Source organism: Thiemannella venezuelensis, assembly GCF_014203605.1.
Taxonomy (GTDB): domain Bacteria; phylum Actinomycetota; class Actinomycetes; order Streptosporangiales; family Streptosporangiaceae; genus Planomonospora_A; species Planomonospora_A venezuelensis.
The window spans coordinates 19,727-34,856 of sequence record NZ_JACHJJ010000037.1 but is presented as its reverse complement, the minus strand read 5'-3'; the positions used below and the strand labels follow the sequence as shown (position 1 = coordinate 34,856).

Annotated in this window: 13 protein-coding genes, 1 pseudogene and 1 riboswitch; of the genes and pseudogenes, 7 read left to right on the top strand and 7 right to left on the bottom strand. The window is 72.0% G+C overall.

Features of this window, described 5'->3' with window-relative positions:
- The first annotated feature begins 108 nt into the window (after positions 1–108).
- The 3 genes from FHS22_RS34630 to FHS22_RS34620 are packed head-to-tail and all read left to right on the top strand — an operon-like array spanning position 109 to position 3,355.
- Positions 109–729, top strand: a complete 621-nt coding sequence (locus FHS22_RS34630) for a TIGR03086 family metal-binding protein (protein WP_184948423.1) — start codon at positions 109–111, stop codon at positions 727–729.
- Positions 726–2,330, top strand: a complete 1,605-nt coding sequence (locus FHS22_RS34625; RefSeq protein ID WP_338048091.1) for an MFS transporter — start codon at positions 726–728, stop codon at positions 2,328–2,330. The genes FHS22_RS34630 and FHS22_RS34625 overlap by 4 nt, the downstream gene beginning before the upstream one ends.
- The gene (locus tag FHS22_RS34620) at positions 2,327–3,355 is read left to right on the top strand and encodes an RNA polymerase subunit sigma-70 (protein ID WP_184948422.1); all 1,029 of its coding nucleotides are present in this window, start codon (positions 2,327–2,329) and stop codon (positions 3,353–3,355) included. The genes FHS22_RS34625 and FHS22_RS34620 overlap by 4 nt, the downstream gene beginning before the upstream one ends.
- Before the next feature lie 31 nt (positions 3,356–3,386).
- Here FHS22_RS34620 and FHS22_RS34615 read toward each other — a convergent pair whose 3' ends face one another.
- The 7 genes and pseudogenes from FHS22_RS34615 to FHS22_RS39735 all read right to left on the bottom strand — a co-directional run.
- A complete protein-coding gene (locus FHS22_RS34615; RefSeq protein WP_184948421.1) occupies positions 3,387–4,253 on the bottom strand; it encodes an MBL fold metallo-hydrolase in 867 nt (288 codons plus the stop codon).
- A gap of 25 nt (positions 4,254–4,278) precedes the next feature.
- Positions 4,279–4,346, bottom strand: a riboswitch (guanidine-III (ykkC-III) riboswitch).
- Positions 4,347–4,443: 97 nt separating this feature from the next.
- Entirely contained in the window at positions 4,444–5,355 is a 912-nt protein-coding gene (locus FHS22_RS34610) for a GlxA family transcriptional regulator (RefSeq protein ID WP_184948420.1), read from the bottom strand.
- A 12-nt stretch (positions 5,356–5,367) separates the two neighbouring features.
- A complete protein-coding gene (locus FHS22_RS34605) occupies positions 5,368–5,952 on the bottom strand; it encodes a cysteine hydrolase family protein (RefSeq protein ID WP_184948419.1) in 585 nt (194 codons plus the stop codon).
- A 186-nt stretch (positions 5,953–6,138) separates the two neighbouring features.
- On the bottom strand, positions 6,139–6,840 hold the full coding sequence (locus FHS22_RS34600) for a CBS domain-containing protein (protein WP_184948418.1): 702 nt from the start codon (positions 6,838–6,840) through the stop codon (positions 6,139–6,141).
- A 118-nt stretch (positions 6,841–6,958) separates the two neighbouring features.
- Entirely contained in the window at positions 6,959–7,405 is a 447-nt protein-coding gene (locus FHS22_RS34595) for a zinc-binding dehydrogenase (RefSeq protein WP_184948417.1), read from the bottom strand.
- 58 nt (positions 7,406–7,463) lie between these two features.
- Complete coding sequence (locus tag FHS22_RS34590; RefSeq protein WP_184948416.1) at positions 7,464–7,895, bottom strand: pyridoxamine 5'-phosphate oxidase family protein; 432 nt, start codon at positions 7,893–7,895, stop codon at positions 7,464–7,466.
- A gap of 75 nt (positions 7,896–7,970) precedes the next feature.
- A pseudogene (locus FHS22_RS39735) lies at positions 7,971–8,048 on the bottom strand (DNA-binding response regulator); the annotation flags it as partial.
- A gap of 280 nt (positions 8,049–8,328) precedes the next feature.
- Between FHS22_RS39735 and FHS22_RS34580 the strand changes: the two are divergent.
- The 4 genes from FHS22_RS34580 (at position 8,329) to FHS22_RS34565 (ending at position 14,978) form a co-directional block, all read left to right on the top strand.
- Positions 8,329–8,916, top strand: a complete 588-nt coding sequence (locus FHS22_RS34580; RefSeq protein WP_184948415.1) for a hypothetical protein — start codon at positions 8,329–8,331, stop codon at positions 8,914–8,916.
- Positions 8,917–9,257: 341 nt separating this feature from the next.
- On the top strand, positions 9,258–11,573 hold the full coding sequence (locus FHS22_RS34575) for a phosphoketolase family protein (protein ID WP_184948414.1): 2,316 nt from the start codon (positions 9,258–9,260) through the stop codon (positions 11,571–11,573).
- A gap of 134 nt (positions 11,574–11,707) precedes the next feature.
- Positions 11,708–14,254, top strand: a complete 2,547-nt coding sequence (locus tag FHS22_RS34570; RefSeq protein ID WP_184948413.1) for a cation-translocating P-type ATPase — start codon at positions 11,708–11,710, stop codon at positions 14,252–14,254.
- 196 nt (positions 14,255–14,450) lie between these two features.
- Complete coding sequence (locus FHS22_RS34565) at positions 14,451–14,978, top strand: flavodoxin family protein (RefSeq protein ID WP_184948412.1); 528 nt, start codon at positions 14,451–14,453, stop codon at positions 14,976–14,978.
- The last annotated feature ends 152 nt before the right edge of the window (positions 14,979–15,130 follow it).

Sequence of the window (15,130 nt, the reverse complement as noted above, 5' to 3'; positions counted from 1 at the left end):
CCCCTGCCGGAGACGCGGTGCTCAGTTTTCGCGGCGCCGACCGTCATACCGGTGTGAGGTCCGGCGATCGGCGCCGGCGAGCGGTATCGGTGACAGGGAGCAGCTCGCATGACATCAGCAAGTCCGGGCGGTACGGAGGATCTGGTACCCGAGGCGCACGCGCCAGGAGGCGGTCGGCCGTACGGTGCCACCGCCGACCGGTACCGCGGCCTGGCCGCGGCCTTCACCGCGAAACTGGAAGGCGTCGGCGCGGACGAGTGGGACGGTCCGACGCCGTGTACCGACTGGTCGGTGAGCGACCTCGTGGGTCACGTGGTGGCGATGCACGAAGTCCACCTGTTCCAGGTGAACCGCCGGCCGCCTGCCCGCCCGGGCGTCGACCGGGATCCGCTCGGCGCCTTCGCGGTGATCCGGGATCAGGTGCAGGCCGACCTCGACGACCAGGAGCGGGCGGAGGAGAGGTACACCGGCCGGTTCGGCCGGTGGACCTTCGCCGAGGGAATCGATCGATCGATATGCACCGAGCTCGTCGTCCATGGATGGGATCTGGCCCGAGCCACCGGCCAAGACGACCGGATCGACCCGGTGGAGATCCAGCAGGTCCGGGCCTCGCTCATGATCGTCGGGCATGACGTCGTGCGGGGCATGATGGCGGGCCCCGAGATGGAGGTCGGCCCGGACGCCGACGAGCAGGCACGCCTGCTGGCCTACCTCGGGCGGCGGCAGTGACCGCCTTCGACGCGCCGGCCGCCGCGCCGGCGGTACCGGATCGCCCGCACCGGGCCACCGTGCGGGAGTGGCTCGGCCTGGCCGTGCTGTGCCTGCCGACCATGTTCGCGGCGGTCGACGTCAACATCACCTTCCTGGCGCTGCCGCACCTGAGCGCGGACCTCGGCGCGAACGGCACCGAGCAGCTCTGGATATCGGACATCTACGGCTTTCTCATCGCCGGCCTGCTGATCACGGCGGGAAACCTCGGCGACCGGATCGGACGGCGGACGGTGCTGCTCGGCGGTGCGGCGCTGTTCCTCGTCGCGTCGATCATGGCGGCGTACGCCGTCTCACCGGGCATGCTGGTGGGCGCGCGGGCGGTGCTCGGTATCGCGGGTGCCACCCTGATCCCGTCGGTCCTGGCGCTGCTGCGCGAGATGTTCAAGGACCCGAAGCAGATGGGCGCGGCCATGGGCGCGTGGGGCACCTCGCTGATGGCCGGCATGGTCCTCGGCCCGGTGCTCGGCGGCCTGCTGCTCAGGTCGTTCTGGTGGGGGTCGATCTTCCTCATGGCGGTGCCGGTCATGGCGCTGCTGCTGCTGGCGGCGCCGTTCCTGGTACCGGATTCCCGCGACCCGGACGCGCGGAGGCTGGATCTCGTCAGCGTGGTGCTGTCGGTGGCGGCGGTGCTGCCGTTCATCTACGGGCTCAAGACCCTGGCGCGCGGCGGTTGGGAGGCGGCGCCGGTGGCGGCGTTGGCCGCCGGTCTTCTGTTCGGGGTGGTGTTCGTCCTGCGGCAGCGCCGCGTCACCAACCCGCTGCTGGACCTCGGCCTGTTTGGCGATCGGGCGCTGTCCGCCACGCTGGTGCTCGCGCTGCTCATCGCGTTCGTGATGGGCGGGGTCGGCCTGATGGGGACGCTGTACCTGCAACTGGTCGCCGGCCTCTCGCCGTTCGAGACAGGGTTGTGGCTGCTGCTGCCGTCGGCGGTCATGATCATCGTCGGGAACGCGGCACCCGCGCTCGCGCGCAAGGTGCGCCCCGCGTACATTCTCATGGCCGGGTCGATCACCGCCGCGGCCGGCATGGTCGTGCTCACCCGGGTGCCCGACGCTTCCGGCCTCGCGGTCCTGCTCTCCGGGATCACGGTCGTGTACGTCGGCGGCGCGTCGGTCGGTCCGATGGCGCCGTTCCTGGTGATGTCGTCGGCGCCACCGCAGAAGGCGGGCGCCGCCGGCTCGCTGGCGTCGACCGCCGGCGAACTGGGTGTCGCGCTCGGCGTGGCGATCCTCGGCATCATCGGCACCGCCACCTACCGGACCCGGATCGACGTCCCCGACGGCGTGCCGCGAGACGTCGCGGCCGCGGCCCAGGACAGCATCGCCGGCGCGGTCGCGGCCGTGCCGGCGCTGCCGGCCGATGCCGGTACCGCCCTGCTGACCTCGGCACGTGCGGCGTTCACCGATGGACTGCATATCATCGCGATCGTGTCGGTCGTCATCTTCCTGGCGCTCGCGGCGGTCGCGCGGATCGGTCTCGGGCACCTGCCGTCCCTCGGCGACATGCCGATGCCGGGCACGCCGGCGGAGTCCGGCCAGACGGCGGAGGACCGCCGGTGAGCCCGGGGCAGGTGCTCGACGAGTCCGCGTTCAGCGGTCTGGTGCAGGCGCACCGGCACGAGTTGCGGGTGCACTGCTACCGGATGGTCGGGTCGTTCTCGGACTCCGAGGACCTGGTGCAGGAGGCCCTGCTGCGGGCATGGCGTAAGCGGGACACCTTCCAGGGGCGGTCGACCGCGCGGGCCTGGCTCTACCGCATCGCGACCAACGTGTGCCTCGATTTCCTCGACGGTGCCCGGCGCCGGCCGCGCGCCGAAGGAGGGGCCGGCGCGCCGGAAGCCGGATCGGTGGCGCGGTCACCGGATCTGATCCCCTGGCTCGAGCCGTATCCGGACCTGCTGCTCGACCGGGCCGCGCCGCACGACGCCGAGCCCGACGCCGCGGTCATCGAGAAGGAGACGATCGAGCTGGCGTTCCTGATCGCCGTCCAGCACCTGCCGCCGAGGCAGCGGGCCGTGCTCATCGTGCGCGACATCCTGGGCTGGCCGGCCGCGGACACCGCGGACATGCTCGGCCTCAGCGTCGCGTCGGTGAACAGCGCGCTACCCCGGGCCCGCGCCGCCCTGCGCTCCCACCTCCCGCCACGGCGGCTGGAGTGGGCGCCCGCCACGGATCCGACGGAGGCCGAACGCACGCTGGTGCAGCGCTACCTGGTGCTGCTGGAGCGGGCGGACACCGGTGCCATGGCGGAACTGCTCCACGAGGACATCCGCGTGACCATGCCGATGCCGCAGCCGTGCGAGTCCGGCACGAGGGAGACGCTGTGGGTCGGGCGTGAGGCGTTCGCCGCGGCACTCGCCGAGATCCTGGACCCGGCCGCACCGGGCTACCTGGGGCACTGGCGCCGGTTGCCGACCCGGGCCAACCGGCAGCCGGCGGTCGCGCACTACCTCCGCCGGCCGGGCGACACGCTGTACCGGGCACAGGTGCTGGAGGTGCTGCGGGTGGCCGAGGGCCGGATCGTGGAGATCACCTCGTTCGCTCCCGGCCTGCTCCCCGCGTTCGGCCTCCCCACCACCTGCTGAACCCCGCTCAGGGCCCGGCGGACTCCTGCGGCTACGGGGTCGGCCAGAGGATGAAGAGAGGGTGGGCGCGCCGGTCGGGCCGGTCGCCGATCTCCTTGATCGCCGCGCGGATCTCGTGCAGGTGCCCGGTGGTCATCTGCAGCGGGGGCTCGTCGGGCTGGTAGGTGGTGCGGATCGGGTAGTCCACGCCCGGTCGCCCGGTCATCTCGATGTGGCAGCCGAGAACGTGGGTGACCGGGCGGCGGTCGGAGAAGTCGATCAGGCGGTCGATGGTCCGGGCGAAGGCCGCCCAGTCCTGGATGTAGAGACGGCCCGGGTAGACCGTGTCGCCGGTGAGCAGGAACCCGGTCCACCGGTCGTAGAACGCAACCGCCGCCTCGTGGTGGCCCGGGGCGGCCAGGCACTCCAGCACACGGCCTCCCAGGTCGACCTGGGCCACGGCGTCGGGATCCTCACCGAACCCGAAGTACTCCCAGGCGGTGGCCAGGTCCGCGCCGACCACCGTGGTATCGGGGCGGTCGGCGAACTGGCCGTCGCCCGCGACGTGGTCGCCATGCGGGTGGGTGTGCAGCACCAGCAGGTGGTACTCCTCCCGGGGGTGGCGGGCGAGCCAGCCGGCGACGAGCCCGTCGACCACCCGGCGCAAGGGGAAGAACTCGGCGGACGCCGTGGCGCCGGTGTCGATCAGCACCGCCCGTGCGTTTCCGAACAGCAGGAACAGGAACGGCGCCTCGTAGTCGATCGCCATGTTCTGCCGCAGGATGAACGTGTGCTCGTCGTACGTGTGGACCTGGATGTCCGGATCGGTGTTGTGCTTGGCCGACGGTGAACCGTGAATCCACCGGACGTCCAGCGCACCAGGCCGTGGAGTCACCCCGGTGAAATCGATCAGGGGCATGCCCGCATCCATGACGTCTCCTCCGAGTGCGTCGTCTTTGCAGGCCGGGTACGGCGCACATCTCGTCCGGGGCAAGCACGTGCGGGCTTCCACGGCGACGGTACCACGACGGCGATCAAGCTGCGCTCCGCCGCCGCGGACCGCCCCGGGGCGCCCGGCGCCGCGGCGGAGCCACGTCGGAGGGGCACGGTCACCGACCGGCTGGAGCAGCGGCCCGGGCGCGGAGCCTGCGCAGCGTCCGGGCGTCTTCGAATCCCACCTCGCGCGCGGCGACCTCGGCCGTGGCGCCCGTCCCGAGAAGGTGCTCGGCACGCTCCAGCCGCAGGGCGGTCTGATAGGCCAGGGGAGTGAGGCCGGTCGCCCGGCTGAACAGCCGGGTCACGGTCCGTTCGCTGCAACTGGTGGCCTCGGCCAGCAGGCTCAGCGGCAGCCGCTCGGTGAAGCGGGTCTCGATCAGGTCCTGGAGGCGATGAACCGTCTCGTCCGCGTGCGAACGCCACCGGAACAGAGGACTGATCTGCTCCGCCGTACCGCCGCGGTGGAGGTGGACGAGCATGGCACGGGCCACCTGCCCCGCGGCGCGGGGGCCGTGGCGTGTGGTCACCAGGTGCAGCGCGACGTCGATTCCGCTGGCCACGCCCGCTGAGGTGACGATCCGGTCGTCCTCGATGTACAACGCGTCTCTGACGACCTCCGCTCGCGGGTGGAGGCGGGCGAGCTCGTCCTGGACGGTGTGGTGGGTCGTGCAGCGGCGGCCGTCGAGCAGTCCGGCGCGGCCCAGCGCGTCGGCGCCCGCGCACACGCCGGCGACCGTGCCACCTGATGCGTGGTGGTCGCGCAGGTGCCGCAACGTCGCGGTGCTCGCCGGGCGGGTCGGGCCGCGCCAGCCGGGCACGATGATCAGATCGTCGGGTGCCAGCGGCGGCCAGGCGGTCTCCGCCCGCAGGACGAGCCCCTGGACGGCGGCGGCCTCGCCGTCCTCGGCGACGTAGGTGAGGGTGTAGGGGTGGCCGAGGTCGTCGGCGGTGGAGAAGACCTGGGCGGGTCCGGCCACGTCGAGGAGGTGCACCCGCGGGATGAGCAGGAAGACGACTCGGGACATGGCCGGTACCTCCTAGTTTCCGGTGAGCTCGTCCACGGTCTTGACGGTGGCGAAACGGCCCGACAGAGCGTATGCGGTGCGGTCGATGATCTCTTCCACGCCGAGCGTTCGCGGGTCCTGGACGAGTTCGTCGAAGGGCACGTCGTCCGGGGCGTCGCGGTGCGGGATGGGCGTGGTCGCGGTGGCGTCGATGGCGAAGTCGACCTCGAAGCCCAGGTCGGAGGCGAGGCGCGTGGTGGTTTCGCAGCACTGCTCGGTTCGGATGCCGCAGACGGTCAGCTTCCTGATGCCGCGCTGGGTGAGGAACCGGTGGAGGCCGGTGGTGGTGAAGGCGTTGTGCGCGGACTTGGTGAGGACCGGCTCGCCGTCGAGAGGCCGGATGCCGTCCATCAGGCGGACGAACCCGCGGGCGGGGTCGAAGACGGAGCCCGACCCGGGGCGCGAGCCGAGCACCCACACGACCGCGTCTCCCGCGGTCCTGGCGGCGGCGGCCAGGCGGTTGACCTGGGGGACGATGTCCGGCCGCGAGGTGTGCCGCCAGTCGGGGAGCTGGAGGAAGGAGTTCTGGACGTCGATGACGACGAGGGCGCTGGTCATGCCTTTCAGCCTGGCCAGAGGGGGCCGCGAGCTGAAGGCGTCACCCGGTCAGACTCCGGACCGATCCGGACAGCCCGCTGCGCCGCGGCCGAAGTCGTCCGGATCGAGGGCGACCCGGACTGCGACACCCCGGAATTCCGCGCCCAGGTGATCGCCGAACTGCGGGCGGGAGCCGTACGGGGTGGCCTACCGGCCCGTCCAGGCGGGGGAGTCGTCCTCGTCCCACCGGATCTCGTCGACGACGTCGACCACGCCGTTGACCCGCAGCGCCATCCGTGCGGCGATCAGCGCCTCGCTGCGCCGCTCCATCCGGCCGGTCAGGGTCACCACGCCCCGGTGCACCGAGACCTCCACCTGGGAGGTGTCGGTCCACAGGGAGTGGTCCAGGATGTCCTTCCGGATCTCCTCGGTGATCGCCGCGTCCGGGCGGAGGAAGACCTTGAGCAGGTCCTGGCGGCTGACGATGCCCTGCAGGACCCCGTGTTCGTCGACGACCGGCAGGCGCTTGACGCCGCGCTCGTCCATCAGCCGCATCGCGTAGACGATCGCGGACTGGGGGCGGACGGTGACGGCGGGGGAGGTCATCAGCCCGGCGGCGGTGTCGCCGCGGGCCTTGCCGCGCCCGGAGGCGCCTTCCTGGGCGAGCCGGTGGCGCAGCCGGGTGCGCAGCGGGGGCCGGTAGCCCTCGCGGTGGTACTGCTCCTTGAACTCCTCCTTGTGCAGGAGATCCGCCTCGGAGACGACACCGATGACATGGTTGCCGGCGTCGAGGACGGGGACCGCGCTCACACCGTGGGAGACGAGCACCTCGGCGATGTCCTTGAACGGAGTGGCGCCGTCGACGGACACCACCTTGTGGGTCATGACCTCGCTGACCTTGACGCGCATCGTGTCCTCCTTGAGGGGTGGGGGTGCTCTCTCATTCCACCGCGCTCGCGGTCGCGCGGGCAGAGCCGGAAGTCCTCCGTCGCCGGGACATCGCGCCGCACCGGGGGGTCCTTGGTCCCTACGGCTTCCTGCACCGCTTTGCGGCAATGGTGGTGCCGACGATGGAGCCGATCACGCTGATGCCGCCCAGGACGGTTTCGAAGATCGGCAGGTTCATCGCGTTGTCCTTGGGCAGGGAGACCAGGACCAGGCGGCCGCCGCGCCGCAGGCAGGCGTGGGCCTGCTCCAGCACGCGCGGGCTGGCGGCCGGCACGATCGCCACGTCGGCCCCGCCCAGCGCCTGGATCGCGGTGACCGGGTCGTCGGTGGCGGCGTCGACGGTGTGGGTGGCGCCGAGTTCCTCGGCCAGGCGGAGCTTGTCGGCGGTGATGTCGACGGCGACGGTCTCGGCGCCGAAGATCTGTGCGTACTGCTGGGCCAGGTGGCCCAGGCCGCCGATGCCGAAGATCGCGGCGCGTTCGGACGGGAGCAGGCCCGAGACCTTGACGGCTTTGCAGGTGGTCACGTCTGCGAGGTCAGCGGGGCGGCTTCGGCCTCGCAGACGCCGCGGGGCTCCGGTCCGGTCAGGGGTGGGTTTCGACCCGGCGGCCGGAGATCTGCTCCACCGGGAGCACGATGTAGTGGTCCCGGCCGTCCGGCCGTTGCCCGTCCCGGGGCGTCCAGGGCGCCAGCGGCAGGTGGGCCAGGCGGCTGGACTCGCGGCCCTGCGGTACGGCGTGCGCGTGCCCGACCACGGTCACCGACCATCCCGTCCGGCCGGCCGGGTCGAACGCGTCGGCCTCCAGCGCCACGACCGCGTCGCGCACCGCGAGCGCCAGCTTGGACCCGGCCCTGGCGCGGACCACCAGCCGTTCGCCGTCCAGCATGTAGTTGACCGGCTGGACGGCCGGGAGCGCACGGTCGGTGAAGACGATCCGCCCGATCGGCGCCGAGGCGAGCAGTTCCAGGCACTCGGCCCGTGAGAGCACCCGCAGGCCCGTGGAGTCGACTTTCATACCTCCAGCATCGGCCTCGGACACTCCACCTCACCAGGGACGAAGGTCTCCCCGTTCACCGCGTTCGGCCTTCAGCCGGGTGGCCGGGAACATCCGCTCACCGATCTGCCGGTTGGTCAGCCCCTCACCGATCAACTCCAGGATCTGCCGCTCCAGCAGCGCCGCCACCCCGCGCCGCACCACCCCGTGGTCGTCCACCAGGACCACCCGGATCACACCCATACCCCTCAGCGCTCTTCACCGCGGCCGACCGGACCCCGGCCTTTAGACATCATTTTTCGCGAAAAACCATCAAACACGGAGGCGAAGGACCAAAGACCCGCCGGTTCAGGACGATGGCAGCGCAGAGGCGAGTCGTACGGCACTGCGGAAAACCCCACTCCAGCCGATGTACTGGGTGTCATCACGAAGAGGAATCCACAAGGAGCCGATCATGGCCACCATCGCAAGGCGCCCCCGGCCGCTCGACGGCCACACCGCCACCGCTCCCACCGCGACCGCCCCCGCCGGCACCCGCGCCGCCGCAGCCGCCACCCGCGCCCCCGCCGCCTACGCCTGGGCCGCCGCCCGGATCGCGCTGGGCTGGGTGTTCCTGTGGGCCTTCGCCGACAAGACCTTCGGCCTCGGCTTCGCCACCCCCGCCGCCAAGGCGTGGACCAACGGCGGCAGCCCGACCACCGGCTTCCTCAAGGGAACCGGCGAGAACGCCCTCGGCGGCCTCTTCGGCGGCCTGGCCGGACAGGCCTGGGTCGACTGGCTGTTCATGCTCGGCCTGCTCGGCGTCGGCACCGCCCTCCTGCTGGGCGCGGGCATGCGCATCGCGGCCGGCGCGGGCGCGGCCATGATGCTGCTGATGTGGGCGGCCCAGCTACCCCTGGACACCAACCCGTTCATGGACGACCACATCGTCTACGCCATCGTCCTGGCCGGCCTGGCCCTGGCCCACGCCGGTGACACCCTGGGCATCGGCGCCTGGTGGGGCAGGACCGCCCTGGTCAAGCGACTCCCCGTGCTGAAGTGACCGCCCGCACGACGCCCGTCCCCTGACCGAAGGGGACGGGCGTTCGCCATGAAGGGCGAAGTCCGGGAAAACGAAAAGGCCGGGACGATGCACATCCACCAGATCGAGTGCCTTCCGGCGGTCGAGGTGACAGCCGGCAGGTCCGTGGGAACCGTCCGCCGGAAGAACCGCTGAAGCCCCTTCTCCGCCGGCCGGCCGGCATCCGGCAGGAGCCGGTCGCCGGTCTGGCGCGTCGCAGCCCAGGAAAACATTCTTTGTCGGCTATCGGGCTTTCCGGAGTCTTGTCGAGCAGGGACCAAATCCCCTATGTGATCAAGGAAAATGCGGGCACCGTGAGTCCCATGGAGAAACTTCAGAGGATCGACGCCTACTGGCGCGCCGCCAACTACCTGTCGGTGGGGCAGATCTACCTGCTGGACAACCCGCTGCTGAACGAACCCCTGGCCGCCGAGCACGTCAAGCCCCGCCTGCTGGGGCACTGGGGCACCACCCCCGGCCTGAACTTCTGCTTCGCCCACCTCAACCAGGTCATCCTGGAACGCGACCAAGAGATGATCTACATCGCCGGGCCCGGCCACGGCGGCCCCGCCGCGGTCGCCCACGCCTGGCTGGAAGGCTCCTACACCGACCGCTACCCCGACATCCCGCAGAACGCCGACGGCATGCGCCGGCTGTTCCGCCAGTTCTCCTTCCCCGGCGGCGTACCCAGCCACGTCGCCCCCGAGACCCCCGGCTCCATCCACGAAGGCGGCGAACTCGGCTACGCCCTGGCCCACGCCTACGGTGCCGCCTTCGACAACCCGAACCTGGTGGTCGCCTGCATCATCGGCGACGGCGAGGCCGAGACCGGACCGCTGGCCGCCAGCTGGCACTCCAACAAGTTCCTCGACCCCTACCGCGACGGCACCGTCCTGCCCATCCTGCACCTGAACGGCTACAAGATCGCCAATCCGACGGTGCTGGCCCGCATCCCCGAAACCGAGCTGGTCAAACTCATGGAAGGGTACGGCTACCGCCCGCACATCGTGGCCGGCGACGACCCCGCCACCATGCACCAGCTCATGCAAGACACCCTGAACACCGTCTTCGACCAGATCGCCGAGTTCAAGAACGGCCACGCCGACCGCCTCCCCATGATCATTCTGCGGTCTCCCAAGGGCTGGACCGGCCCCCGCGAGGTCGACGGCGTCCGCGTCGAAGGCACCTGGCGCTCCCACCAGGTCCCCCTGGCCGCCGTCCGCGACGACGCCGCCCACCGCGCGACGCTGGAGCAGTGGATGCGCTCCTACCGGCCCGAAGAACTCTTCGACACCGACGGCCGCCCGACACCCGAGATCCTGCAGCTGGTACCGGCCGGACCCCGCCGGATGAGCGCCAGCCCGCACACCAACGGCGGAGAGATCCTGCGCCCGCTGGCCATCCCCGACTTCCGCACCTACGCCGTGGAGGTCAAAGCCCCCGCCGCCCAGCTGACCGAACCGACCCGCGTGCTGGGCACCTTCCTGCGCGACATCATGGCCGCCAACCCTCAGACCTTCCGCCTGATGGGGCCCGACGAGACCGCCTCCAACCGGCTCGGCGCGGTCTTCGAGGCCACCGGCCGCGCCTGGAACGCCGAACTCCTGCCCGGCGACACCGACCTGGCCCCCGGCGGACGCGTCATGGAAGTGCTCTCCGAGCACCTGTGCCAGGGCTGGCTGGAAGGCTACCTGCTCACCGGCCGCCACGGCCTGTTCAACTGCTACGAGGCCTTCATCCACATCGTCGACGCCATGTTCAACCAGCACGCCAAATGGCTCGACGCCTGCCGCGACATCCCCTGGCGCCGTCCGGTCGCCTCACTCAACTACCTGCTGTCCTCCCACGTCTGGCGCCAGGACCACAACGGCTTCAGCCACCAGGACCCCGGCTTCCTGGACGTCGTGGTCAACAAGAAAGCCGACGTGGTGCGCGTCTACCTGCCACCGGACGCCAACACCCTGCTGTCGGTCGGCGACCACTGCCTGCGCTCCCGCGACTACGTCAACGTCGTGGTCGCCGGCAAGCAACCCGTCCTGGACCTGTTCACCATGGACGAGGCCGTCGTGCACTGCACCCGCGGCCTGGGCATCATCGACTGGGCCTCCAACGACGCCGGAGCCGAACCCGACGTCGTGCTGGCCTGCGCCGGCGACGTGCCCACCCTGGAGACCCTCGCCGCCGCCGCGCTGCTGCGCGAGCACCTGCCCGAGCTGAAGGTCCGCGTCATCAACGTCGTGGACCTGATGCGCCTGCAGCCGCCGTCGGAGCACCCGCACGGCATGCCCGACGCCGAGTTCAACGCCCTGTTCACCCCCGACAAGCCGGTCATCTTCAACTTCCACGGCTACCCGTGGCTGATCCACCGCCTCACCTACCGCCGCGCCGGCCACCACAACATCCATGTCCGCGGCTACAAGGAGGAGGGCACCACCACCACGCCCTTCGACATGGCCATGCTCAACGACATCGACCGCTACCACCTGGTCATCGACGTCATCGACCGGGTCCCCGGCCTGGGCACCACCGCCGCGCACCTGCGCCAGCAGATGTCCGACACCCGCCTGCACGCCCGTGCCCACACCCGCGAGTACGGCGAGGACCCCGCCGAGATCCGCAACTGGACCTGGACGCAGTAGCCGGCAGGCCGGCACCGGCGTGAACCTTCGCCCCGGAGGGCTTCGGTCCCGTGCGTCCGACCGGGGCCGAAGGTCCTTCGAGGAGGTGCCGTTCGGTCCGGGCCCCGCGGCACCTCCGGTGATCTACTGAATCCATGGAAGACGTCGAGGTGAAGGTTTCGCACGGGCTCTCGCAGGAGGCCGCGACACGGCTGCTGACCGAGCATGGGCCCAACGCGCTGCCGCAGCCCGAGCCGCCGACGATGGCCGCCCGCGCGGCCCGCCAGCTCGCCGACCCGCTCTCGGTCCTGCTGCTCATTGCCGGCCTGATTACTCTGCTCGTGCTGCGCGAGATCCCCGAGGGCGTGGCCATCGTCGCCATCCTGGTGGTCAACGTCGTCATCGGAGTCACCCAGGAGAGCAAGGCCGACCAGGCGGTCCGCGCGCTGCGCACGCTCACCGCGCCGATGGCCAAGGTCCGGCGCGACGGGGTGCTGCGGCGTATCCCCGCCGCCGAGGTCGTGCCCGGAGACGTCGTCGAGGTCGCCGCCGGGGACCGCGTGCCCGCCGACGCCCGCGTCCTGGCCGCCGGCGCGCTGGCCGCCGACGAGTCCATGCTCACCGGGGAGTCCCTGTCGGCGAACAAGCACCCCTCCGGGCCCGCCGCGGACGGCACGCCGCTCGGCGACCGCAAGGGGGAGCTGTTCTCCGGAACGCTCATCGTGCGCGGCTCGGCGACCGCGCTGGTGATGCGGACCGGCGCGGACACCGAGATGGGCCGCATCGCCGCCGCGCTGGAGGGCGGCGGAAAGGGTCCTCTGGAGCGGGACCTGGCCCAGGCCTCCCGGCGCATCGGTGTCCTGGCCCTGGCCGCGGGCACCGTGATGGTGCTGATCGGCCTGACCCGGGTCAGCCAGGGCCAGGCCGCGCTGCTGGACATCATCCTGGCCGGGGTCGCCCTGGCCATCGCCGCCGTCCCCGAGAGCCTGGCCGCGGCGGTGACCACCGCCATGGCCCTCGGCTCGCAGCGCATGGCCAAGCTCGGCGTGATCGTCCGCAGGCTCTCGGCGATCGAGGCGCTCGGCGCGACCACCGTCATCGCCACCGACAAGACCGGCACGCTGACCACCGGACGCCTCACCGTCACCGATCAGGTGACCGTTTCCACTGCCGCCGATCAGGTGACCGCTCCCACCGCCGACGGCACCGGTCTGTGGCGGGCCGCGCTGCGCTGCAACGACGCCCGCGACGGTCTCGGCGACGCCGTCGACGTCGCCCTGCAGGCCGCCGCGACCGCCCGCGGGGTACGGTTGCCGCCCGGTGAGAAGCGCCTGGCCGAGCGCCCCTTCGACGCCGAGACCCGCTCCATGACCGTGATCACCGCCACCGGCGGCGGACCGCTGTTGACCGTCAAGGGCGCACCCGAGGTGGTCCTGGACCGCTGCGCGCCCGGCCCGGAGATAGACCGGCTGGCGGTCGCCGTATCCGGACTGGCCGGCCGCGGCCTGCGGGTCCTCGCCCTGGCCACCGCCGAGACCGACGACCTCGACGCCACCGGGCTGGCCCCGGCCGGGCTGGTCGCCCTCAGCGACGAGATCCGCCCCTCGGCCCGCCAGGCCGTGGCCGACTGCCGCGCCGCGGGCATCCGCGTCGTGATGGTCACCGGCGACCACGCCGACACCGCCCGCGCCGTCGCCGCCGACGTCGGCATCGAGCCCGACCCGGTCGTCACCGGCGCGTCCCTGGACGGCGCGGGCACGGATGGCGCGGGCACGGATGGCGCGGACGGCGCCGCCCGCCGTGCGCTGCTGCGCGAGGCCGGGGTGCTGGCCCGCGTCGACCCGGCCACCAAACTCGACCTGGTGCGCGCCCTGCGCGAGCACGGCGAGATCGTCACCATGACCGGCGACGGCGTCAACGACGCCCCCGCGCTGCGCCATGCCGACGTCGGCGTCGCCATGGCCGGCGACGAAGGCACCGACGTGGCCCGCGAGGCCGCCGCCGTCGTCGTCACCAACGGCGAGCTGGGCACCATCGTCACCGGGATCCGCGAAGGCCGCCGACTCCACCACAACGTCGCCTCGATGATCGGCTACCTGCTCACCGGGAACCTCGCCGAAATCTTCCTCGTCCTGGCCGGCCTGCTGCTCTGGCCCGAGCTCGTCATCCCGCTGCTCCCGGTCCACCTGCTCTGGATCAACCTGGTCCTGGACGGCATCCCCGCCATCGCCCTGGGCGTCGACCGGCCCGCCGGCGACCCGCTCGCCCTGCGCCCCCGCCGGGGCGGCCTGCTCTCCCGGCAGACCGTCACCCGCATCGCGGCGCGGGCGCTGCTCATCGGCGCACTCGTCTTCGCCGCCGTCGAGGTCGCGCGCGGCCTGGGCTGGAGCGACGAGCAGGTCCGCGCCCAGGCCGTCCTGGCCCTCGTCTTCGCCCGGCTCACCCTGGCCTACGTCACCCGCGCCCGCCGCTGGACGTTCGAGCACGGCTGGTGGCGCGGGCGCGCCGTACTGACCGCGGTCGCCGCCACCCTGGTGCTGCAGGTGCTGGTGACGCTGGTGCCCGCGCTCGGCGCGCTGCTCGCGCTGACGGCGCTGCCGCCGCTCGGCTGGGCCATGGCGCTGGCTGCGGGCCTGGCCACCCCGTTCCTGTGCGACCTGCTGCGCCTGGGCCGTCCCCGCGAGGAGCAGGCCCGTGCATGACGGCCCCGGCCGGCACCGCAGATCATCGGCTCCGCCCGCCGTACTCGGCCGGCGGGCCTTTGGTCCCCCCAGCGGGGACCGTCGGCCCCTTCACGCGCGGAGCGGTGGGCGAAACGCTGGAGGTGAACGGCAGGAGGCCGGACCGGCCCTCGGGATCCACCCTCTGGAAGGGTGCAGGCAAAGGAGATGAACTCCCATGCGCGCGCTCGTCGTATTCGAGTCGATGTTCGGTAACACTCAGACGATCGCCGAGGCGATCGCCGAGGGCCTGTCCACCCGCATGGACGTGGACCTCGTCGAGGTCGGTGAGGCCCCGAAGGCCGTCCCCGAAGGCGTGGATCTGCTCGTCGTCGGCGGGCCCACCCACGCTTTCGGCATGAGCCGGCCCGCCACCCGGCAGTCAGCCGCCCAGCAGGCTCCCCGCGGCCTGGTGTCCAGAGGGGGCGGACTGCGCGAGTGGCTCACCACTCTGACCGGCGGGGCTCAGGACGTGGCCGCCGCGGCGTTCGACACCCGGATCGACAACCGCTGGATCCCCGGCTCGGCCCGGCGGGGCGCCGAGAAACTCCTGCACAGGCGCGGCTTCGCGATCCTGACCGGATCGCAGAGCTTCTACGTCTCCGACACGCCGGGACCCCTGCTGGACGGGGAGGGTGAGCGGGCCCGCCTCTGGGGCGTGTCGCTGGCCGCGGCATGCCAGGCCGGCGTCCACCGGATCGCGTAGCGACCGGCCCGGTGCCGCTCCGGTCGGCAGAGAGTCCGGGCAGCGATCCTGCCGAGCGCCGACGCGGTGACCTCACCGGTCGTCCATCCGCCTGGGCGGGCGGCTACGGCCGATGGGCCCGCGGTCGTGGGCCCATCGGCCCTGGCCGGTGC